16 protein-coding genes are annotated in these 19,574 nt (G+C 68.7%); 14 read left to right on the forward strand and 2 right to left on the reverse strand.

The features are described from left to right. Window positions 1-61: 61 nt before the first annotated feature. The 10 genes from BKK80_RS27530 (at window position 62) to BKK80_RS27575 (ending at window position 9,778) form a co-directional block, all read left to right on the forward strand. Window positions 62-631: an HdeD family acid-resistance protein gene (locus BKK80_RS27530; protein WP_071020017.1), complete on the forward strand. Its 570-nt coding sequence runs from the start codon at window positions 62-64 to the stop codon at window positions 629-631. Between the two features lie 310 nt (window positions 632-941). After that, window positions 942-2,687, forward strand: coding sequence for a glycosyltransferase family 39 protein (locus BKK80_RS27535; protein ID WP_071020016.1), 1,746 nt, complete (start codon window positions 942-944; stop codon window positions 2,685-2,687). A gap of 7 nt (window positions 2,688-2,694) precedes the next feature. Further along, window positions 2,695-3,066, forward strand: a complete 372-nt coding sequence (locus tag BKK80_RS27540; RefSeq protein WP_071020013.1) for a DMT family transporter — start codon at window positions 2,695-2,697, stop codon at window positions 3,064-3,066. A gap of 12 nt (window positions 3,067-3,078) precedes the next feature. Continuing rightward, a complete protein-coding gene (locus tag BKK80_RS27545) occupies window positions 3,079-4,263 on the forward strand; it encodes a DegT/DnrJ/EryC1/StrS family aminotransferase (RefSeq protein WP_071072093.1) in 1,185 nt (394 codons plus the stop codon). Continuing rightward, window positions 4,242-5,243, forward strand: a complete 1,002-nt coding sequence (locus BKK80_RS27550; protein ID WP_071020008.1) for a glycosyltransferase — start codon at window positions 4,242-4,244, stop codon at window positions 5,241-5,243. Before BKK80_RS27545 ends, BKK80_RS27550 begins: the two co-directional genes overlap by 22 nt. After that, window positions 5,231-6,175, forward strand: a complete 945-nt coding sequence (locus BKK80_RS27555) for a formyltransferase (RefSeq protein WP_071020005.1) — start codon at window positions 5,231-5,233, stop codon at window positions 6,173-6,175. The genes BKK80_RS27550 and BKK80_RS27555 overlap by 13 nt, the downstream gene beginning before the upstream one ends. Continuing rightward, on the forward strand, window positions 6,172-7,224 hold the full coding sequence (locus tag BKK80_RS27560; protein WP_071020002.1) for a bifunctional UDP-4-keto-pentose/UDP-xylose synthase: 1,053 nt from the start codon (window positions 6,172-6,174) through the stop codon (window positions 7,222-7,224). The genes BKK80_RS27555 and BKK80_RS27560 overlap by 4 nt, the downstream gene beginning before the upstream one ends. Before the next feature lie 11 nt (window positions 7,225-7,235). Then, window positions 7,236-8,126 carry a polysaccharide deacetylase family protein gene (locus tag BKK80_RS27565; protein ID WP_071020001.1) on the forward strand — a complete coding sequence of 297 codons (891 nt, stop codon included), beginning with the start codon at window positions 7,236-7,238 and terminating at the stop codon, window positions 8,124-8,126. A gap of 63 nt (window positions 8,127-8,189) precedes the next feature. Continuing rightward, window positions 8,190-8,642 (forward strand): CzcE family metal-binding protein, encoded by a 453-nt coding sequence (locus tag BKK80_RS38030; RefSeq protein ID WP_157903355.1) that lies wholly within the window; start codon window positions 8,190-8,192, stop codon window positions 8,640-8,642. Window positions 8,643-8,791: 149 nt separating this feature from the next. Then, the gene (locus BKK80_RS27575) at window positions 8,792-9,778 is read left to right on the forward strand and encodes a GNAT family N-acetyltransferase (protein ID WP_156811476.1); all 987 of its coding nucleotides are present in this window, start codon (window positions 8,792-8,794) and stop codon (window positions 9,776-9,778) included. Window positions 9,779-9,819: 41 nt separating this feature from the next. Here the strand turns inward: BKK80_RS27575 and BKK80_RS27580 are convergent, their stop codons facing one another. After that, window positions 9,820-12,375, reverse strand: a complete 2,556-nt coding sequence (locus BKK80_RS27580) for a heavy metal translocating P-type ATPase (RefSeq protein WP_084545780.1) — start codon at window positions 12,373-12,375, stop codon at window positions 9,820-9,822. A gap of 215 nt (window positions 12,376-12,590) precedes the next feature. Between BKK80_RS27580 and czcI the strand changes: the two genes are divergently transcribed. The 4 genes from czcI to BKK80_RS27600 all read left to right on the forward strand — a co-directional run bounded on the left by czcI (window position 12,591) and on the right by BKK80_RS27600 (window position 19,101). Further along, window positions 12,591-12,965, forward strand: coding sequence for a cation efflux protein, CzcI family (gene czcI / locus BKK80_RS27585; protein WP_231908123.1), 375 nt, complete (start codon window positions 12,591-12,593; stop codon window positions 12,963-12,965). An 83-nt stretch (window positions 12,966-13,048) separates the two neighbouring features. Next, on the forward strand, window positions 13,049-14,359 hold the full coding sequence (locus BKK80_RS27590; RefSeq protein WP_084545781.1) for a TolC family protein: 1,311 nt from the start codon (window positions 13,049-13,051) through the stop codon (window positions 14,357-14,359). Between the two features lie 25 nt (window positions 14,360-14,384). Next, entirely contained in the window at window positions 14,385-15,887 is a 1,503-nt protein-coding gene (locus BKK80_RS27595; RefSeq protein ID WP_071072099.1) for an efflux RND transporter periplasmic adaptor subunit, read from the forward strand. A 13-nt stretch (window positions 15,888-15,900) separates the two neighbouring features. Further along, a complete protein-coding gene (locus BKK80_RS27600) occupies window positions 15,901-19,101 on the forward strand; it encodes a CusA/CzcA family heavy metal efflux RND transporter (protein ID WP_071072101.1) in 3,201 nt (1,066 codons plus the stop codon). 54 nt (window positions 19,102-19,155) lie between these two features. Here the strand turns inward: BKK80_RS27600 and BKK80_RS27605 are convergent, their stop codons facing one another. After that, a complete protein-coding gene (locus tag BKK80_RS27605; protein WP_071040000.1) occupies window positions 19,156-19,563 on the reverse strand; it encodes a VOC family protein in 408 nt (135 codons plus the stop codon). Window positions 19,564-19,574: the final 11 nt, after the last annotated feature.

Here is a 19,574-nt window from a genome sequence, read left to right on the forward strand (position 1 = left end):
TTGTCTCGTCGAGCATCCCGTGACCATCCCGTCAGGCCCGCCCGCATCCCTGGGAGATTCTATGCTTCTGTACTACGCGAAACTGTGGTGGGTCGTGGCGCTGCGAGGTATTTTCGCAGTGCTGTTCGGCCTGTGCGCCTTTTTCGCGCCGATCGCGACGCTGGCCGTGCTGATACTGATCTTCGGTGCCTACGCCGCCGCCGACGGGGTGGTCGCCCTGGCCATGGCCATCTCGGGCAAGGAGCGCGACGGCAGCGACCGCTGGATCCTCGCGTTGCAAGGGGTGCTCGGCCTCGGCATCGGCGCGCTCACCTTGTTCAATCCAGCCGTCACGGCGCTGTCCCTGCTGCTGTACATCGCTGCCTGGACCCTGGCCACCGGGGTGCTGCAGATCGTTGCCGCGGTCCGCCTGCGCAAGGAGATCCCGAACGAGTGGTGGATGATCCTGGCCGGGCTGGCCAGCATCGCGCTCGCCTTCCTGCTGCTGTGGAATCCCGTTGCAGGCGCACTCGCCGTCCTGTGGATGATTGCAAGCTGGGCCACTGTGTGCGGCATACTGCTCATTGGCGTCGCATTCCGGCTGCGGCGCGCGCATCACGACCACCTGCACGGAAAACCCCTGGCGGCCTGATCCCGGCGGGAAAGCCGCCTCGGCAGGCGTTCCGCCGGGAGGGGGGCGACGGTCGTGCTACCATTGCGCGCCGCGCGCCTCAGGCAGCATTGTTGCGCGCGGTATAAGTGCTGCATGAATCACCTTTTTGCCGCTACTCGACGCAATCCGCGGATCCGATGTCTACCGGATCCGATGCGAATGCGTTGAGCCTCTCTTCCGTCCGGCCCCGTGGCCGCCCGGAAGGATCGCCCGGCCCGCCTAGCGCCGGAGAGGCGTGGCCCCATGCAGCGCCGGACGACCATCAAGCCAGTTTCTCTTCAGGAGATTTATGCGTAGTTCATCGACCTCGCGCTATGCCGGGTTACCTGTCGCTGCTATCGCGCTGGTAAGCCTGTTCATTCTGCTGGTCTGGTTCGGCACGCTCGATGCGCGCCACCTGCTGCGCTCCGACGAGGGACGATATGCCGAGATCGCGCGCGAAATGTTCGCCAGTGGCGACTGGGTGACGATCCGCTACAACGACCTGAAGTATTTCGAGAAGCCGCCTTTCCATATGTGGGTCACGGCGCTGACCTACACGCTGTTCGGCCTCGGTGACTGGCAGGCACGGCTGTGCGTGGCCTTGTCGGGCATGATCGGCCTGGTGGCCTCGATGATGGCGTCCACCCGCTGGTTCGGCGCGCGAGCCGGCCTGCTGACCGGCCTGGTGCTGGTCGCCGCGCCGATGTGGAGCGTGGCGGCACACTTCAATTCGCTCGACATGACCTTGTCGGGTGCCATGGCCTGCGTGCTGGCCTTCATGCTGCTGGCACAGCATCCGGATGCCAGCCCGGCCGCGCGGCGGGGCTGGATGTGGGCCTGCTGGCTGGCCATGGGTGTGGCCATCCTGACCAAGGGCCTGGTGGGCATCGCCCTGCCCGGCCTGGTGCTGGTGCTCTATACACTGATCTCCCGCGATTTCGCCTTGTGGCGGCGTATCCACCTGTTTTCGGGCATCGCGCTGATGCTGGTGGTCACGGTGCCCTGGTTCTGGCTGGTTTCCGAGCGCAACCCGGAATTCCCGCAGTTCTTCTTCATTCATGAGCACTGGCAGCGCTATACGTCCAAGGTGCACTCGCGCAGCGGCCCCGTGTATTACTTCGTGCCCCTGTTGATCGCCGGTTTCCTGCCCTGGCTCGGCCTGTTCCCGCGCATGTGGCAGGTGGTCCGAGGTGAAGGCCAGGCGCTCCGCTCCGGCGCGCGGCCGTTCCGCCCCGCGTTGCTGACGGCTATCTGGGCCATTGCCATCTTCGTCTTCTTCAGCCTCTCGGACTCCAAGCTGCCCGGCTATATCGTGCCGATCTTCCCGGCCCTGGGCATCCTGGCCGGGTCGGCGCTGGAGCACATCACCGAGCGCTCCTGGCGGCGCCAGATGCTGGCGATGGCGGTGATCTGCGCGATCGGCCTCGCCGCCAGCCCCTACGTGGCTACCCTCAACTCGGACAACACGCCGAATGCCCTCTACCGTCCTTTCGCGGTCTGGGTCGGCGCCGCCTTCGTCGCCCTGCTCGCCGGCATCTGGCTCAGCTATCGCGTGCTGCGCCGCCGTGGCGTCTTCGCCAGCGTCGTGACCTACTCCGTCGCCATGTTCTGCGGCTTCACCATTGCCCTGCTCGGCCACGAGGTGATGGGCCGCAAGTCGTCCGGCGCCGATATGGTGCCCGCCATCAAGGCGGTGCTGACCGACGACATGCCGCTCTACGGCGTGCGCATGCTTGATCACACCCTGCCGTTCTACCTGCAGCACACTCTGGTCATGGTGGAAGCGCCGGACGAACTCGACTTCGGCACCAAGCAGGAACCCCAGAAATGGGTGCCGACGCTGGATGGCTTCGTCGCCAAGTGGCAGGACGGCCAGCATGCGATGGCGATCATGGGTGCCGATACCTATGAACACCTGCGCCAGCGCCATGTGACGATGTACAAGATCGCTCAGGATACGCGCCGCGTGGTGGTGTCGAACTTCGCGCCGCCGGGCCAGGCGCAGGCTGCGCCGGCCGCCTCCGTCGAACCGGCCGCTTCCGCCCCGCAATGAGTGCCGCATGAGCCTTTCTACCTTTGCCTTCATCTTTACCGGCGTGCTGCTCAACGCCTGCGCGCAACTGCTGCTCAAGGCCGGCGTCAACGCCGTCGGTGCGATCACGCTGGATCGCGCCACGCTCTTCGCCACCGCCCTGCGCGTGCTGACGCAATGGCCGGTGCTGGCCGGCCTGACCCTGTACGTCGTCAGCGTGGGGGTGTGGATCGTCGGCCTGTCGCGCGTCGACGTGTCGATCGCCTACCCCATGCTGTCGCTCGGCTATGTGGTCAACGCGCTGGCAGCCTGGTGGCTGTTCGGCGAGATGATCGGTCCCTTGCGCGTCGCCGGCATCCTGTTGATACTGGCTGGCGTTTTTCTGATTGCCCGTTCCTAGGAGCCCGCGCCCATGTCCGCATCCGTTTCTCCCGCCGAGGCTTTCCTGCCCTTCGTGCGGCCGAGTATCGATGAAGCCGCCATTGCCGAGGTCGGCAAGGTGCTGGCGTCCGGCTGGATCACCTCAGGCCCCAAGATGCAGGCCTTCGAGGAAGCCCTGTCGGCCCTGTTCGGCGGCCGTCCGGTGCGCACCTTCGCCAATGGTTCGGCAACCATGGAGATCGCGCTGCGCATCGCCGACATCGGCCCGGGCGACGAAGTGATCACCACGCCGATCACCTGGGTGGCGACGGCCAACGTGGTGCTGACCGTCGGTGCCCGTCCGGTGTTCGTCGACATCGACCCGCGCACCCGCAACATCGACCTCGATGCCGTCGAAGCCGCCATCACGCCGCGTACCCGCGCCATCATGCCGGTCTACCTGTCGGGCCTGCCGGTCGACATGGAACGGCTCTACGCCATCGCCGCGCGCCATCAGCTGCGCGTGATCGAGGATGCCGCCCAGGCCATCGACTCGCGCTGGCGCGGCCAGCGCATCGGCGCCTTCGGCGACCTGGCCAGCTTCAGCTTCCAGGCCAACAAGAACATCACCTGCGTCGAAGGCGGCTGCCTGGTGATGAATTCACCCGAGGAAGCCCTGCGCGCCGAGCGCCTGCGCCTGCAAGGCGTGATCCGCACCGGCATGGACGGCATGGACGTCGAGGAGCCGGGCGGCAAGTTCAACCTGACCGACGTCAATGCGGCCATCGGCCTGGCGCAGCTGGCGCACCTGGATGCCATCACGGCGCGCCGGGCGGCGCTCGCCGAGACCTATTTCCGCTGCGCGGAGGCCGCCGGCCTGCGGGATCTGGGCATCGGCCTGCCCTTGCCGCTCGACCCGCACGAGGCCACCACCAACTGGCATATGTTCCAGGTGGTGCTGCCCGTCGAGCGCTTCGCCGGCGAGCATCCGCTGGGCGCGCGCGCCGCGGTGATGGAAGCGATGCGCGAGCAAGGCGTCGGTACCGGCGTGCACTATCCGCCGGTCCACCTGTTTTCTTACTACCGTTCCCTCGGCTGGCGCGAGGGCATGCTGCCGCACGCCGAGCGCATCGGCCGCGGCATCGTGACGCTGCCGATGTTCCCCGCCATGCGGGATGCCGACGTGGAACGTGTCTGCGCAACCCTAAGCAAAACATGCAAACGCCTCTTCAAATGAGCCCCGTGGAGGTCTCGGTCATCATCCCCGTCTACAACGAGGAAGACGGCCTGCAGGCCCTGTTCGACCGCCTCTACCCGGTGCTCGACGGACTCGGCGAATCGTACGAGATCATCTTCGTCAACGACGGCAGCCGCGACCGCTCGCCGCAGTTGCTGGCCGCGCAGTTCCACCGCCGCCCGGACGTGACGCGCGTGGTGCTGTTCAACGGCAATTTCGGCCAGCATATGGCGATCCTGGCCGGCTTCGAGCATTCGCGCGGCAAGATCGTCGTCACCCTCGACGCCGACCTGCAGAATCCGCCGGAAGAGATCCCGCGCCTGGTCGCCTCGATGCGCGAGGGCCACGACTACGTGGGCACCATCCGCCGCGAGCGCAACGACTCGGCCTTCCGCCGCATCGCCTCCAAGGCGATGAACCGCCTGCGCGAGCGCATCACCCGCATCAAGATGACGGACCAGGGCTGCATGCTGCGTGCCTACGACCGCAACATCGTCGACACCGTCAACGCCTGCCGCGAGGTCAACACCTTCATCCCGGCGCTGGCCTACACCTTCTCGGCCAACCCGATCGAGATCGTGGTCGAGCACGAGCAGCGCCATGCCGGCGAGTCGAAGTACTCGCTGTTCCAGCTGATCCGGCTCAACTTCGACCTGGTAACCGGCTTCTCGATCGTGCCGCTGCAGTGGTTCTCGGCCATCGGCACGCTGCTGTCGATCGCCTCCGCCGGCCTGGTGGTCCTGCTGCTGGCACGTCGCTTCCTGTTCGGCGCGGAAGTCCAGGGTGTCTTCACCCTGCTGGCCTTCAACTTCTTCCTGGTCGGCATCATGCTGTTCGGCATCGGCCTGCTGGGCGAGTACATCGGCCGCATCTACCAGGAAGTGCGCAACCGCCCGCGCTTCCGCATCCAGGCCGTGCTCGAGGCCGGCCCGGAAGGCGCCGCCAGGCCCGCCAGTACGGAGGCACCGTGCGCGCAGTAGTCTTCGCCTACCACAACGTCGGCGACCGCTGCCTGCGCGTGCTGCACGCGCGCGGCGTCGAGGTGGCGCTGGTCGTCACGCATCGCGACCGCGCCGACGAGAACATCTGGTTCCGCCGCGTGGCAGACACCGCGGCCGAGCTGGGCCTGCCCTGCATCTATGGCGAGGATCCGGCCGACCCTGCGCTGGCCGAGGCCGTCGCGGCCGCGCGTCCGGACATGATCTTCTCGTTCTACTACCGCGCCATGATCCCGCAGGCGGTGCTGTCGCTGGCGCCGCGCGGCGCCTTCAACATGCACGGCTCGCTGCTGCCCAAGTACCGCGGCCGCGTGCCGGTGAACTGGGCGGTGCTGCACGGCGAAAACGAGACCGGGGCCACGCTGCACGCGATGGAAGCCAAGCCGGATGCCGGCTACATCGTCGGCCAGACCGCGGTGCCCATCCTCCCGGACGACACCGCCGCCCAGGTCTTCGACAAGGTGACGGTGGCCGCCGAGCAGACGCTCTGGGGCGTGCTGCCCGAGATGCTGGCCGGACGCACGCCGCAGCATCCCAACCGGCTCGAGCAAGGCAGCTATTTCTCCGGGCGCAAGCCCGAGGATGGCCGCATCGACTGGTCCCAGCCGGCCGCGGCCGTCTACAACCTGATCCGCGCGGTGGCGCCGCCCTACCCGGGCGCGTTCACCGATCTCGGCGGCAGGCGTTTCGTGGTGGCGCAGGCGCGCCGCCCCGCTCCCGCCCGCCAGGCATCGCTGGCAGCCGCCCTGCAAGGCGGCGCGCCGGGTCTGCACGTGGTGCAGGACAGTATCGTCGGCCTGTGCGGCGATGGTGGCCTGGTCCTCGTCCATGAACTCCAGTCCGACGGCGCCACGCTGGCACCGGCGGCATTCGCATCCCTTCTCACCGCATCGACCAAAGAGGAAAACCGATGAAAAAGGTCCTGATTCTTGGCGTCAACGGCTTCATCGGCCATCACCTGACGCGTCGCATTCTCGAAACCACGTCGTGGGAAGTCTACGGCATGGACATGTCGTCCGACCGCCTCGGTGATCTCGTCGAGCACCCGCGCATGCACTTCTTCGAAGGTGACATCACCATCAACAAGGAGTGGATCGAGTACAACATCCGCAAGTGCGACGTGGTGCTGCCCCTGGTGGCCATCGCCACCCCGGCCACCTACGTGCGCCAGCCGCTGCGCGTGTTCGAACTCGACTTCGAGGCCAACCTGCCGATCGTGCGCGCCGCCGTCAAGTACGGCAAGCACCTCGTGTTTCCGTCGACCTCCGAGGTCTACGGCATGTGCACCGACGGCGAATTCGATCCCGAGTCCTCCTCGCTGGTGTACGGCCCGATCAACAAGCCGCGCTGGATCTACGCCTGCTCCAAGCAGCTGATGGACCGCGTGATCCACGCCTACGGCATGGAACAGGGCCTGAACTACACGCTGTTCCGCCCCTTCAACTGGATCGGCGCCGGCCTCGACTCGATCTTCGAATCGAAGGAAGGCTCCTCGCGCGTGGTGACCCAGTTCCTGGGCCACATCGTGCGCGGCGAACCGATCAAGCTGGTCGACGGCGGCGAGCAGAAGCGCGCCTTCGCCGACATCGCCGACGGCATCAGCGCGCTGATGCGCATCATCGAGAACCCGAACGGCGTGGCCAGCGGCAAGATCTACAACATCGGCAACCCGGGCAATATCCACTCGGTGCGCGAGCTGGCCGAGATGATGCTGAAGATGGCCGGCGACTACCCCGAGTACGCCGAGGAAGCCAAGAAGACGCAGATCATCGAGACCTCGTCCGGCGACTTCTACGGCAAGGGCTACCAGGACGTGCAGCACCGCGTGCCGAAGATCGACAACACCATGACCGAGCTGGGCTGGAAGCCCGAGTTCAACATGGAACAGGCGCTGCGCCGCATCTTCGAAGCCTACCGTGGCAAGGTGGTGGAAGCGCGCACCCTGGTCGACTCGGCTTCCTGAGTACGGCGCCGATGGCACGCATTGCCCTGAAGGTGGACGTCGACACCCTGCGCGGCACGCGCGAGGGGGTGCCGGCCCTGCTGAACATGCTGGAGAAGGTGCGTGCCGAAGCCACCTTCCTCTACAGCCTCGGCCCCGACCACACCGGCTGGGCGCTGCGGCGCGTGTTCCGTCCCGGTTTCCTGAAGAAGGTCTCGCGCACCTCGGTGGTGTCCAACTACGGGCTGCGCACGCTGATGTACGGCGTGCTGCTGCCCGGCCCGGACATCGGCCGGCGCGGCGCCGCCCAGATGCGCGCCGCGCAGGCGGCCGGCCACGAGTGCGGCATCCACACCTGGGACCACGTCTACTGGCAGGACAATGTGCGCGGCCGCGACGCAGCCTGGACGCGCCGGCAGATGCAGAGCGCCTTCGACCGCTTTGTCGACATCTTCGGCGAAGCGCCGCCGACGCATGGCGCGGCCGGCTGGCAGATGAACGACGAGGCCTTCCTGCAGATCGACGACTGGGGCATGGCCTATGCTTCGGACGGCCGCGGCGTCTCGCCCTACATCCCGACCGTGGGCGGCCGGCCCTGCCGCCACGTGCAGATGCCGACCACACTGCCGACCCTGGATGAACTGATCGGTGTCGACGGCCTGACCGAGGACAATGTGCACGAAGCCGTGCTGAAACTGAGCGCGGATGGCCGCGATCATGTTTTCACGCTGCACACCGAACTGGAAGGCGGCAAGCTCGCGCCGGTCTTCATGCGCCTGCTGCAGGGCTGGCGGGCGCAAGGGCACGAGCTGGTGTCGATGGCCACCTACTACCGCCATCTCGACCGCAGCACCCTGCCGCAGCTGCCCGTGAGCTGGGGCAGCATCCCCGGGCGCAGTGGTGAGCTGATCATTCAGCCTTGAGGCTGCGCGCAGAGCGATCGCCTGCTCCCCGCGTCCCCCTGACGAGACTGTCATCGCGCGGTCATGCTGCCGTGGCCGACCGCTCGCTGCGCCGGTTTCCGGCATGCGATCCCCGCATGCATCCTGACCGGAGACCTGCATGACGACACCGTTCCGCAATGGTCTGGCCGCCTTCGGGCTGGCCGGCACCCTGGCCTTGGCCGCAGTACCCGCCGAGGTCAGCGCCGCCGACGCGCCCCTGCCATCATCCGCTTTGCCTCAAGGGCCCTTGCCGGGCGAGCGCGTCCAGCCCGCAATGTCTCGCGCACCGTCGTGGTCGCGCCGCGCCAGAGGAATATCGACGTCGAGGCCGGCAAGTCGGTAGCGTTCCGCTTTGGCACGCAGAAGGCAGCCTGGGCCTTCGCGCCGTGCTCCGACGCCGGTGCTCTCGAACGGGTCCGCAAATTCTCCGGGATCCCTGCCGCGCTGGGTATATGGATGCGGATCCGCCCGGGCAGCATGTTCAGCGGCGGATGACGCGTGCGCGCCTGCCGTACGCGAGGTCCACATATCCTAGGGTTTACCCTGTCAACTTCGGCCACCTGGTGACGCTAACTGTGAGGGTTTTCCATCACAAGAACGGGTCCGCCGCCGCATCGTACGGCTGGCGATAGGGGTTGCAGCGCATGTTACGCATTGAAGATCTGGATACGCCGCCGGAGGTATTCCTGCGCGACCAGGCAGAGGGGTATGACTTCTATACCGCCTTCCAAGGGGCAAAAATCGAGGGGTTCCGCTTCGGCTACTTTGCCGTCTACCGGCACGACACCCTGGTGACCGTGGCGCCGTATTTCGTCATGGACTTCCGCCTGGACACGCTGCTGCCGGCGGGCCTGCTCAAGCGCAGCCTGAGCTGGATCAAGTTCAACCTGGCCTGCATCGGCAGCCCGACGGCGGACTTCGGCCGCATCCATGGCGAGGTCTCGAGCGATATCCTCGCGCTGATCAATGCCACGCTGTCGACGCGCGGCAGCCTGCTCGCCTACAAGGGCTTCGGCGACGGCCTGCCGGTGGCGGGTTTCGTGCAAGCGGCCGGACTGCCGGTGCCGGTGCTGCCGCTGCGGCCCGACTACTTCAGCGCGCTCAAGAGCGATCGGCGCAACCTGCTCAAGCGAAAGCTGAAGAAGGCGAGCACGCTGCGCTATGAAGAGTGCGACGGCCTCGCGCCTGAGCTGGTGGAGGCGGTGCACAGGCTTTACCTGAACACATACAACAAGGCCGAGCTGAAGTTCGAAAAGCTCACCCCGGAGTATTTCCGCCGGACCGCGCCGATCAGCAAGTACCTGCTGTTCTTCCACGAGGATGAACTGATCGGCTTCACCCAGCTGATCGGGCGCAACGGCCGCCTGGTCAACCGCTATATCGGCCTCGACTACGACAAGAGCGACCAGCACGGCCTGTACTTCGCCATGTTCATCCGCGCGGTCGAGGTGGGTGCGCGCGAGGGCTACCGCGACATGGAGCTCGGCGCCACCGCCTACGAGTTCAAGCGCATCCTGGGGGCGCAGCAGGTACCGACCTGGAATTACTACCGCCACACCACGCCGTGGGTCAACTGGGTGCTGGGCAAGCTGCGCAGCGTGCTGGAGCCTTCCGAGTCCGAACTGCGCTGAGACAGCGCTGATCTGGCGCCGCGGGCGGCCCGCCCGTCGCGTCAGGCGGCGATGCCGCCGGCAGGCCGGGCGGCGCCTTGCGGCGCCCGCGCTTCCTGCTGCCTGGCCAGCCGCAGCCCGTTGAACACGACCAGCAGGCTGGCGCCCATGTCGGCGAACACCGCCATCCACATGGTGCCCTCGCCCATCACCGTGAGCACCAGGAACACGGCCTTGATGCCGAGCGCCAGCACGATGTTCTGCCACAGGATGCGCGAGGTCTGGCGCGAGAGGCGGATAAAGGCGGGCACCTTGCGCAGGTCGTCGTCCATCAGCGCCACGTCGGCGGTCTCGATCGCGGTATCGGTACCGGCCGCGCCCATGGCGAAACCGATGTCCGCGCGCGCGAGCGCCGGTGCGTCATTGATGCCGTCGCCCACCATGCCGGTCTTGCCGGCCCCTCCTTCCAGCGTCGCCGCCAGCGCGGCCAACGCATCGGCCTTGTCCTGCGGCAACTGGTCGCCGCGTGCTTCGTCGATGCCCACCTGCGCAGCGATTGCGGCGGCCGTGTGCGGGTTGTCGCCCGACAGCATCAGCGTCTTGACACCCAGCGCATGCAATTCGGCGATCGCCTGCCGGCTGCTTTCGCGCACCGTGTCCGCCACGGCGAACAGGGCCAGCACACCATGGTCCGCGCCGGGTGCGCCTTCCAGGGCCAGCAGGACCACGGTCTTGCCCTGGCGCTCCAGCGCTTCGAGCCGGGCCTCCAGCGCGGGCGAGCACAGGCCGAGTTCATGCACCAGCCGGTGATTGCCCAGGCAATAGCGGCGGCCCGCAACGGTGCCGCGGGTGCCGCGGCCGGGCAAGGCTTCGAAGGCTTCCACGCCCAGCAGGTCGAGGCCGTCGGCACCGGCGGCATGGGCCACGGCGAGAGAGACCGGGTGGTCCGAGCGTGCCGCCAGGCTGGCCGCGATGCGCCGCACCTGCGTCTCCTCGCCGGCCAGCACGGCGAAATCGGTCTGCGCGGGCTTGCCGTGCGTGAGCGTGCCGGTCTTGTCGAGCGCAAGCCAGCGCAGGTCCTTGCCCTGCTCCAGGTAGACGCCGCCCTTGACCAGGATGCCCTGGCGTGCGGCGGCGGCCAGGCCGCTGACGATCGTGACCGGCGTCGAGATCACCAGCGCGCACGGGCAGGCGATCACCAGCAGCACCAGGGCCTTGTAGCACCAGTCCAGCCAGTCCCCGCCAAGCAGCAGGGGCGGCGCCAGCGCCACCAGCAGTGCCACGGCGAACACCACGGGCGTGTAGACGGCGGCGAAGCGGTCGACGAAGCGCTGGGTCGGCGCGCGGCTCGCCTGGGCGGCTTCGACCGCGTGGATGATGCGTGCCAGCGTCGAGTCGGCGGCCACCGCCGTCACGACGTATTCCAGTTCGCCCGCCTGGTTGATCGAGCCGGCGAACACGGCATCGCCCTCGCCTTTTTCCGCCGGCACGCTTTCGCCGGTGATCGGGGCCTGGTCGATGGTGGAGCGGCCGCGGCTGACCTTGCCGTCCAGCGGAACGCGCTCGCCGGGGCGCAGGCGGACCGTGGCGCCGACCGCCACGCTGCGTGCCTCGACCTGCAGCCAGCCGCCGTCGGCCTGGCGCACGGTGGCCTGCTCCGGCGTCATCGCCATCAGGCCGCGGATGGCCTGGCGCGCGCGGTCGAGCGAGGCCGCCTCGATACGCTCGGCCACGGCGAACAACACCATCACCATGGCAGCCTCGGGCCACTGGCCGATCAGCATGGCGCCGGTCACGGCGATACTCATCAAGGCGTTGATGTTGAGCTTGCCGTGGCGCAGCGCGATCCAGCCCTTGCGGTACGTGTCCAGGCCGGCCAGGCCGATCGCGGCAAGCGCGAAGGCCAGCGGCAGCCAGGGCACGGCAAGGCCGGCCCACTCGCTGAGCTCGGCACTCAGGGCGGCGACGCCGGCCAGGGCGAGCGGCCACCATGGCTTGCGCACGGCCTCGGGCGCCGCCGCGGGCTCGACGCCGGCTTCCAGCACTTCCGGCTTCATGCCAAGGCTTTCGATGGCACGCGCCAGGGAATCCAGCGACGCCAGCTTGTGATGAACCGTCAGCACCCGCTGCATCAGGTTGAAGTCCAGTGCCGCCACCCCGGGCATCGCGGCCAGCTTGTCGCGCAGCAGGGCTTCCTCGGTCGGGCAGTCCATGGCGTCGATGCGGTAGCGCACCGTGCGCGTGCCGGGAGGCGCCGCCTGCGCTACCCGGGGCGCGACGGGGGCGGCGCAGCAATCGCCGCCGTGGGCATGGCTGTGCTCATGCGTGTGCTCGTGGCCGTGCTCGTGGCCGTGCTCGTGGCCATGGCTGTGGCGGGGCTCATGGCCGGCTTCATGGTCGTGGCCGTGCACATGACCATGGTCGTCATGGTCGTCATGGTCGTCATGGTCGTGCCCGCAGGCCTTGCCAGCACCGGACGCGTGCCCATGCTGGACCTGTCCATGCGCATGGCCGGGTGCGTGATGAGGGGCGTCGCCCTTTGCCTCGGCCGTCCGGGGCTGGCACTTGCCGGCGCAGCAGCCCGGTTCTTCCCGCTTGTTCTGTGCCTGATCGGTCATGGTTCTTATCCGTTGGATGCTTTGCATGCGCTCGATGCGCTCGATGCTATTGAAGACCCTGAAGCGACTACAGGGTCAAGCATCCGGTCTGCGGCGCAGAGAATTCAGCCTCAAGGATCACAAAAACCGCGTACCGAGGTTTGTATGTGCCGCAAACTTAATATATGGCGCGGAAGCGCCGCGAGACGCCTGGGGCTTCCGACCCGCCGCCGGCCATGGCTATAATCGCGGCCATGCGCCGCATCCTGATCCTCCTGCTCGCTTTGCTGCTGCCGCTCCAGCTCGCCTGGGCCGGTGCCGCGGCCTATTGCGGGCACGAGAAGGGGGCCGCGTCGAGCCGGCATTTCGGCCACCACAGCCATGCGCACCAGGAACGGACCACCGCCGGCCACGCCGACGGCGAGGGCGCCAAGCTGCCCGACCTCGACTGTGCCATGTGCCATTTCGCCGGCTCGCACGGACTGGTTCCCGCCACCGACTGGTCGGCCGCGCCGGGCGTCGCCACGCTGCAATACCACCCGCTCGCGGCCACCTGGCGCTCGGCGCCCGCGCGCGCACCAGATCGTCCCCAATGGTCCCGTCCCGCCTAGCCGGCGAGACGACCGCGACCTCTCTTTCCTGCTGACGCCGATTCGTCTCGCCGAATTCCCCGTTTCCAAACCGGTGCAATTCGATGAGAACACTCGTGATCCCGCTCGGGCTGGCGGCAGCCATGCTCGTCCCCGCGGCGTCCGCCCAGGATGCCCTGCCCTTGCCGCCACCGCCTTCGCCGGCCGCCGCGGCATCCCCTCCTATCCCGGCCTCGCGCCAAGCCGAAGCCGGCATGCCGGCGGAATCCACCGGCGTGCTGACGCTCGACAGCGCTCTGGCCCTGGCCGTGGCCTACAACGACACACTGCGCGCCGCTCGCCATGAGGTGGCCGCCAGCGATGGCGGCGTGCTCCAGGCCGGCCTGTTGCCCAACCCCGAAGTGGCCGTGCAGATGGAGGACACGCGCGAAGCGTCGCGCACCCTCACCGGGCAGCTCAACCTGCCGATCGAACTGGGTGGCAAGCGCGCGGCACGCGTCGACGCTGCGCAGAAGGCACGCGAGCTTGCCCTGGCGCAACTTGCGGGCACGCAAGCCAGCTTGCGCGCGGCCGTCAGTGCCGCCTTCTTTGAACTCTTGATCGCCCAGGAGCGCGTCACGCTTGCGCGCGGCACGCTGGGGATCGCCGCCGAAGGCATGCAGGCCGCCGCGCGCCGCGTCGCCGCCGGCAAGATCGCCCCGCTGGAGGAAACCAAGGCGCGCGTCGAGCAGGCCAATGCCGAACTGGAACTGTCCGAGGCGACGGCCGGCCTGGCACAGGCGCGCCAGGCGCTGTCCAGCCTGTGGGGTAGCCCCGTGCCCGGCTTCGGCGAAGCGGGCGGCGACCTGCAGACCGTACCCGCCGCCCCGGCCGACGTCTCGCTGGCGGGCGGACTCGACGCCGCGCCGGCCCTGCTGGCCAGCCGGCGCGAGATGGAGCGCCGCCAGGCCGAGATCGAGGTCGAACGCAGCCGCCAGTACCCGGACCTGACGGTGAGCCTCGGCGCCAAGCGCGACAACGGCAGCGGTCGCGGCGCCTATCCGGTGCTGGGCATCTCCTTGCCGCTGCCGCTGTTCGACCGCAACCAGGGGCGCCTCTACACGGCGCTGCGGCAGGCCGACAAGGCGGCGGACGAGTACCGTGCCACGCGGGTCCGGCTCGACACCGAACTGCGCCAGGCGGCCAGCCGCCTGGCGGTCGCGCGGACTTCCGCCGAGACGCTGCGCGCGACCGTGCTGCCGGGCGCGCAGCAGGCGTATGGCGCCGCCCGGCGCGGCTTCGAGGCCGGCAAGTTCACCTACCTGGACGTGCTCGATGCCCAGCGCACGCTGTTCCAGGCGCGCATCCGCTACCTCGGCGTGCTGGCCGGCGCCTACCAGGCCGCCGCCGCCATCGACGGCATTCTCGGCCGCTGAAGCCGCATCACAGGACATCTCATCCATGGCAATCACCCGACAACAGAAGATGATGATCGCGGCCATCGCCGCAGCGGCCGCGCTGGCCGCCGGCGGCCTGCTGCTGAGCGGCGACGGTGCCGACGCCCATGCCGACGGCGAGGCCGGGCATGCGCATGCAGCCGAGGCCGGGGCCGCCAAGGCCGATACCGGCCCCAACGGCGGCAAGCGCTACGTCGATGGCGACTACACGCTCGAGGTCCTGCTGGCCGAAGACGGCGGCGAACCGCGCCTGCGCGTGTGGGCCACGGCCGCGGGCAAGCCGTTGGCGCCGGCGGGCGTGACCTTGCAAGGCATCGTGCAGCGCCCGACCGGTGAAAGCGAAGCACTCGCCTTCCGCGCCGCCAAGGACGGCCTGGTCAGCACCACGGCCGTGGCGGAACCGCATGCCTTCGAAATCCGCCTCGACCTGGCGGTACCCGGCCGGGCCAAGGCCGCGACGGTGCGCCTGCGCAGCGAGGAGGGCCTGGTGGAAATGACGCCGGAGCAGATCCAGTCGGCGGCGCTCACGCTGCGCACCGCCGGCCCCGCGCGCGTCGAGGACAGCGCCCAGTTCCCCGGCGAAATCCGCTTCAACGAGGATCGCACCGCCCACGTGGTGCCTCGCCTCGCCGGCGTGGCGGAGGCGGTGCCGGCCAATCTCGGCCAGCGCGTGAAGAAAGGCGAGCTGCTCGCGGTGATCGCCAGCACGGCGCTGTCGGACCAGCGTAGCGAGTGGCTGGCCGCCCAGCGCCGCCTCGAACTCGCACGCACCACCTATGCGCGCGAGAAGACGCTGTGGCAGGACCGCATCTCGGCCGAGCAGGATTTCCTCGCCGCCCGTACCGCCCTGCAGGAAGCCGAGATCGCCGCCAGCAACGCCGCGCAGAAGCTCGACGCCATCGGCGCGGCGCGCAGCGGCAGCGCGCTCAACCGCTTCGAGCTGCGCGCCCCGTTCGACGGCGTCATCGTCGAGAAGCACCTCTCGCTGGGCGAGGCGGTAGCCGCCGACGCCAATGTCTTCACGGTCTCTGACCTGTCCACGGTGTGGGCCGAGTTCTTGATCGCGCCCAAGGACCTGGACAGCGTGCGCATGAATGAAAAGGTCAAGATCGCCTCGACCGCCTTCGACGGCAAGGCCGAGGGCCTTGTGTCCTACGTGGGGGCGCTGCTCGGCCAGCAGACCCGCACGGCCACCGCCCGCGTCACCCTGCCCAATCCCGAGATGGCCTGGCGCCCGGGACTGTTCGTCACGGTCAGCGTGACGCGCAGCGAGACCGAGGTCCCGGTCGCCATCGATGCCGAGGCGCTGCAGACCGACGGCGGACAGGCGCGCGTGTTCGTCGCCGTGCCGGGCGGCTTCCTCGCGCAGCCGGTGCAGACCGGCCGCAGCGACGGCAAGCGCGTGGAAATCGTCTCCGGCCTCAAGCCGGGCTGGCGCTACGTGGCCGGCAACAGCTTCGTGCTGAAGGCCGAGATGGGCAAGGCCGGTGCCGAGCACGCGCACTGAACCGGAGAGCGATATGTTCGAACGACTGATACGCTTCGCCATCGCGCAGCGCTGGCTGGTCATGCTCGCCGTGCTCGGCGTGGCGGCGCTGGGCCTCTATAGCTACACGCGCCTGCCCATCGATGCCGTGCCCGACATCACCAATGTCCAGGTGCAGATCAACAGCAGCGCCGCCGGCTATTCGCCGCTGGAGACCGAGCAGCGCGTCACCTACCCGATCGAGACCGCCATGGCCGGCCTGCCCGGCCTGGAGCAGACGCGCTCCCTGTCGCGCTACGGGCTCTCGCAGGTCACAGTGATCTTCCGGGACGGCACCGACATCTACTTCGCGCGCCAGCTGGTCAACCAGCGGCTGCAGGAGGCCCTGGTGCAGCTGCCGCCGGGGGTGGTGCCGCAGATGGGGCCGATCTCGACCGGCCTGGGCGAGATCTACCTGTGGACCGTGGAGGCCGAGCCCGGCGCGCGCAAGCCGGACGGCACGCCCTACACGCCGGCCGACCTGCGCGAGATCCAGGACTGGGTCATCAAGCCGCAGTTGCGCACCGTGCGCGGCGTGACCGAGATCAACACCATCGGCGGCTTCGCCAAGGAGTACCTGATCGCCCCCAGCCCCGAACGCCTGGGCGCCTACGGCCTGAGCCTGCAGGACGTGGTGCAGGCGCTGGAGCGCAACAACGCCAACGTGGGCGCGGGCTACATCGAGCGGCGCGGCGAGCAGTACCTGGTGCGCGCGCCCGGCCAGGTCAAGTCGCTGGAAGACATCCGCGACGTCATCGTCGGCACCGCCCAGGGGCAGCCGATCCGCATCCGCGACGTGGCCGAAGTCGGCCTCGGCCGCGAACTGCGCACCGGCGCGGCCACCGACAACGGCCGCGAAGTGGTGCTGGGTACGGTCTTCATGCTGATCGGCGAGAACAGCCGCACCGTGTCGCGCGCGGTCGACGCCCGCATGGCCGCCATCAACCGCACATTGCCGCCGGGCGTGCGGGCGGTGACGGTCTATGACCGTACCGTGCTGGTCGACAAGGCGATCGCCACGGTGAAGAAGAACCTGCTGGAGGGCGCTGCCCTGGTGGTGGCTATCCTCTTCCTCTTCCTCGGCAACCTGCGTGCCGCGCTGATCACGGCGCTGGTGATCCCGCTGTCGATGCTGTTCACCTTCACCGGCATGGCAGCCTACAAGATCAGTGCCAACCTGATGAGCCTGGGCGCGCTGGACTTCGGCATCATCGTCGACGGCGCCGTGGTGATCGTGGAGAACTGCGTGCGCCGCCTGGCCCACGCCCAGCAGGAACGCGGCCGGCCGCTGACACCGGCCGAGCGCTTCCAGGAAGTCTTCGCCGCCTCGCGCGAGGCGCGCCGTGCGCTGATCTACGGCCAGCTGATCATCATGATCGTCTACCTGCCGATCCTGGCGCTGACCGGTGTCGAGGGCAAGATGTTCCACCCGATGGCGCTCACGGTGGTGCTGGCGCTGCTGGGGGCGATGGTGCTGTCGGTGACCTTCGTGCCGGCGGCCGTGGCGCTCTTCATCGGCGAGCGCGTGGCGGAGAGCGAGAACCGCCTGATGGCGGGCGCACGCCGCCTTTATGCGCCGCTGCTGGCCTGGACCCTGGCCAACACGCCGGTCGTGCTGGCCTTCGCCGGCGCCGCCGTGCTGCTGGCCGGCCTGACCGCCACGCGCCTGGGCAGCGAGTTCATCCCCAGCCTCGACGAAGGCGACTTCGCCGTGCAGGCCTTGCGCATTCCCGGCACCAGCCTGAGCCAGTCGATCGCCATGCAGCAGCAGATCGAAACGCGGCTGAAGGCGAAGTTCCCCGAGATCGAACGCGTGTTCGCCCGCACCGGCACCGCCGAGATTGCGTCGGATCCGATGCCGCCCAACGCCTCCGACGGCTACGTCATGCTCAGGCCGCGTGCGCAATGGCCGGAACCGTCCAAGCCGCGCGCCCTGCTGCTCGAGCAGATGCAGGCCGAACTGGAGACGCTGCCGGGCAACCGCTTCGAGTTCTCGCAGCCGATCCAGCTGCGTTTCAACGAGTTGATCTCCGGGGTGCGCAGCGACGTCGCCGTCAAGCTGTTCGGCGACGACAACGGCGTGCTGGAAGATACCGCGCAGAAGATCGCCGCCGTGCTGGGCAGGATCCCGGGCGCCAGCGAGGTGAAGGTGGAGCAGACCAGCGGCCTGCCGGTGCTGACAGTCGAAGTGGACCGTGCCAAGGCGGCACGCTATGGCCTGAACATGGCCGATGTGCAGGATACCGTGGCCATCGCCATCGGCGGGCGCGATGCCGGCATCCTGTACCAGGGCGACCGGCGCTTCAATATCGGCGTGCGGCTGCCCGAAGGGATCCGCGCCGATGTCGAGGCGCTGCGCCGCCTGCCGATCCCGCTGCCCAAGGCCGGCGAAGCGGCTGCGGGGCTGCCGCGCGCCAGCTACATTCCGCTGGGCGAACTGGCGACGCTGGAGCTGGCGCCGGGACCCAACCAGGTCTCGCGCGAGAACGGCAAGCGCCGCATCGTGATCAGCGCCAATGTGCGCGGGCGCGATGTCGGCGGCTTCGTGGCGCAGGCCATGGCCGCGCTGGACCAGCAGGTCAAGGTGCCGACCGGCTACTGGATCACCTGGGGCGGCACCTTCGAGCAACTGCAGTCCGCCACCGCCCGCCTGCAGGTGGTGGTACCGGTCGCGCTGCTGCTGGTCTTGCTGCTGCTGTTCAGCATGTTCGGCAAGCTCAAGGACGGCCTGCTGGTCTTCACCGGCATCCCCTTCGCCCTGAGCGGTGGCATCCTGGCCCTGTGGCTGCGCGGCATCCCGCTGTCGATCTCGGCGGCGGTTGGTTTCATCGCGCTGTCGGGCGTCGCGGTGCTCAACGGCCTGGTGATGCTGTCCTTCGTGCGCGGGCTGCGCGAGCAGGGCCTGGGGCTGGACGAGGCGGTGCGCGACGGTGCACTGACGCGGCTGCGGCCCGTGCTGATGACCGCGCTGGTGGCCTCGCTCGGCTTCGTCCCGATGGCGATCGCCACCGGCACCGGCGCGGAGGTGCAGCGTCCGCTGGCCACCGTGGTGATCGGCGGCATCCTGTCCTCGACGGCCCTGACCCTGCTGGTGCTGCCGGTACTGTACCGGCTCGCGCACCGGCGCGACACCGCGCCATCGGCGTCCGTGGCGAGCACCCCGCACGCCGACGGCGAGCTGCCTGCCGCCGGATGACGCCAGCCCGGCCCGGCGGCTATCGTGCGGCCGGGCCGGCCCGGCGTTCGGGCTTCAGGGCACGACGTTCAGCATCCACGATACGCCGAAGCGATCGCGCACCATGCCGAAGCCTTCGGCCCAGAAGGTCTTCTGCACCGGCATCAGCACGGTGCCGCCGTCCGCCAGCGCCGCGCACAGGCGCTGCGCCTCCTCGACCGAGGCCGGATCGAGCGACAGGCTGAAGCCGGCAAAGGAGACCGGCTGGCCGGGCATGCCGTCCGAGGCCATGATCTGGCTGCTGCCGACCTGGAGGTTGGCATGCATGATTTTCTCTTCCCACCCCGGCGGCACCGGCGGCCCGCCGGCCGGGGCTTCCTTCTGGCGCATCATGAACGTCACGCTGGCGCCGAGCACCGCGCCGTAGAACGTCATTGCCTCTTCGCAGCGGCCGCCGAAGGTCAGATAAGGTTGTACCTGCATCGCGTCTCTCC

This window comes from Cupriavidus malaysiensis (assembly GCF_001854325.1).
GTDB lineage: Bacteria > Pseudomonadota > Gammaproteobacteria > Burkholderiales > Burkholderiaceae > Cupriavidus > Cupriavidus malaysiensis.

Bases quoted from the DNA above. Each gene is read 5' to 3' on its own strand.
- BKK80_RS27530 (WP_071020017.1), top strand. From the start codon at position 62: ATGCTTCTGTACTACGCGAAACTGTGGTGGGTCGTGGCGCTGCGAGGT.
- BKK80_RS27535 (WP_071020016.1), top strand. From the start codon at position 942: ATGCGTAGTTCATCGACCTCGCGCTATGCCGGGTTACCTGTCGCTGCT.
- BKK80_RS27540 (WP_071020013.1), top strand. From the start codon at position 2,695: ATGAGCCTTTCTACCTTTGCCTTCATCTTTACCGGCGTGCTGCTCAAC.
- BKK80_RS27545 (WP_071072093.1), top strand. From the start codon at position 3,079: ATGTCCGCATCCGTTTCTCCCGCCGAGGCTTTCCTGCCCTTCGTGCGG.
- BKK80_RS27550 (WP_071020008.1), top strand. From the start codon at position 4,242: ATGCAAACGCCTCTTCAAATGAGCCCCGTGGAGGTCTCGGTCATCATC.
- BKK80_RS27560 (WP_071020002.1), top strand. From the start codon at position 6,172: ATGAAAAAGGTCCTGATTCTTGGCGTCAACGGCTTCATCGGCCATCAC.
- BKK80_RS27565 (WP_071020001.1), top strand. From the start codon at position 7,236: ATGGCACGCATTGCCCTGAAGGTGGACGTCGACACCCTGCGCGGCACG.
- BKK80_RS38030 (WP_157903355.1), top strand. From the start codon at position 8,190: ATGCTGCCGTGGCCGACCGCTCGCTGCGCCGGTTTCCGGCATGCGATC.
- BKK80_RS27575 (WP_156811476.1), top strand. From the start codon at position 8,792: ATGTTACGCATTGAAGATCTGGATACGCCGCCGGAGGTATTCCTGCGC.
- BKK80_RS27580 (WP_084545780.1), bottom strand. From the start codon at position 12,375: ATGACCGATCAGGCACAGAACAAGCGGGAAGAACCGGGCTGCTGCGCC.
- czcI (WP_231908123.1), top strand. From the start codon at position 12,591: ATGGCTATAATCGCGGCCATGCGCCGCATCCTGATCCTCCTGCTCGCT.
- BKK80_RS27590 (WP_084545781.1), top strand. From the start codon at position 13,049: ATGAGAACACTCGTGATCCCGCTCGGGCTGGCGGCAGCCATGCTCGTC.
- BKK80_RS27595 (WP_071072099.1), top strand. From the start codon at position 14,385: ATGGCAATCACCCGACAACAGAAGATGATGATCGCGGCCATCGCCGCA.
- BKK80_RS27600 (WP_071072101.1), top strand. From the start codon at position 15,901: ATGTTCGAACGACTGATACGCTTCGCCATCGCGCAGCGCTGGCTGGTC.
- BKK80_RS27605 (WP_071040000.1), bottom strand. From the start codon at position 19,563: ATGCAGGTACAACCTTATCTGACCTTCGGCGGCCGCTGCGAAGAGGCA.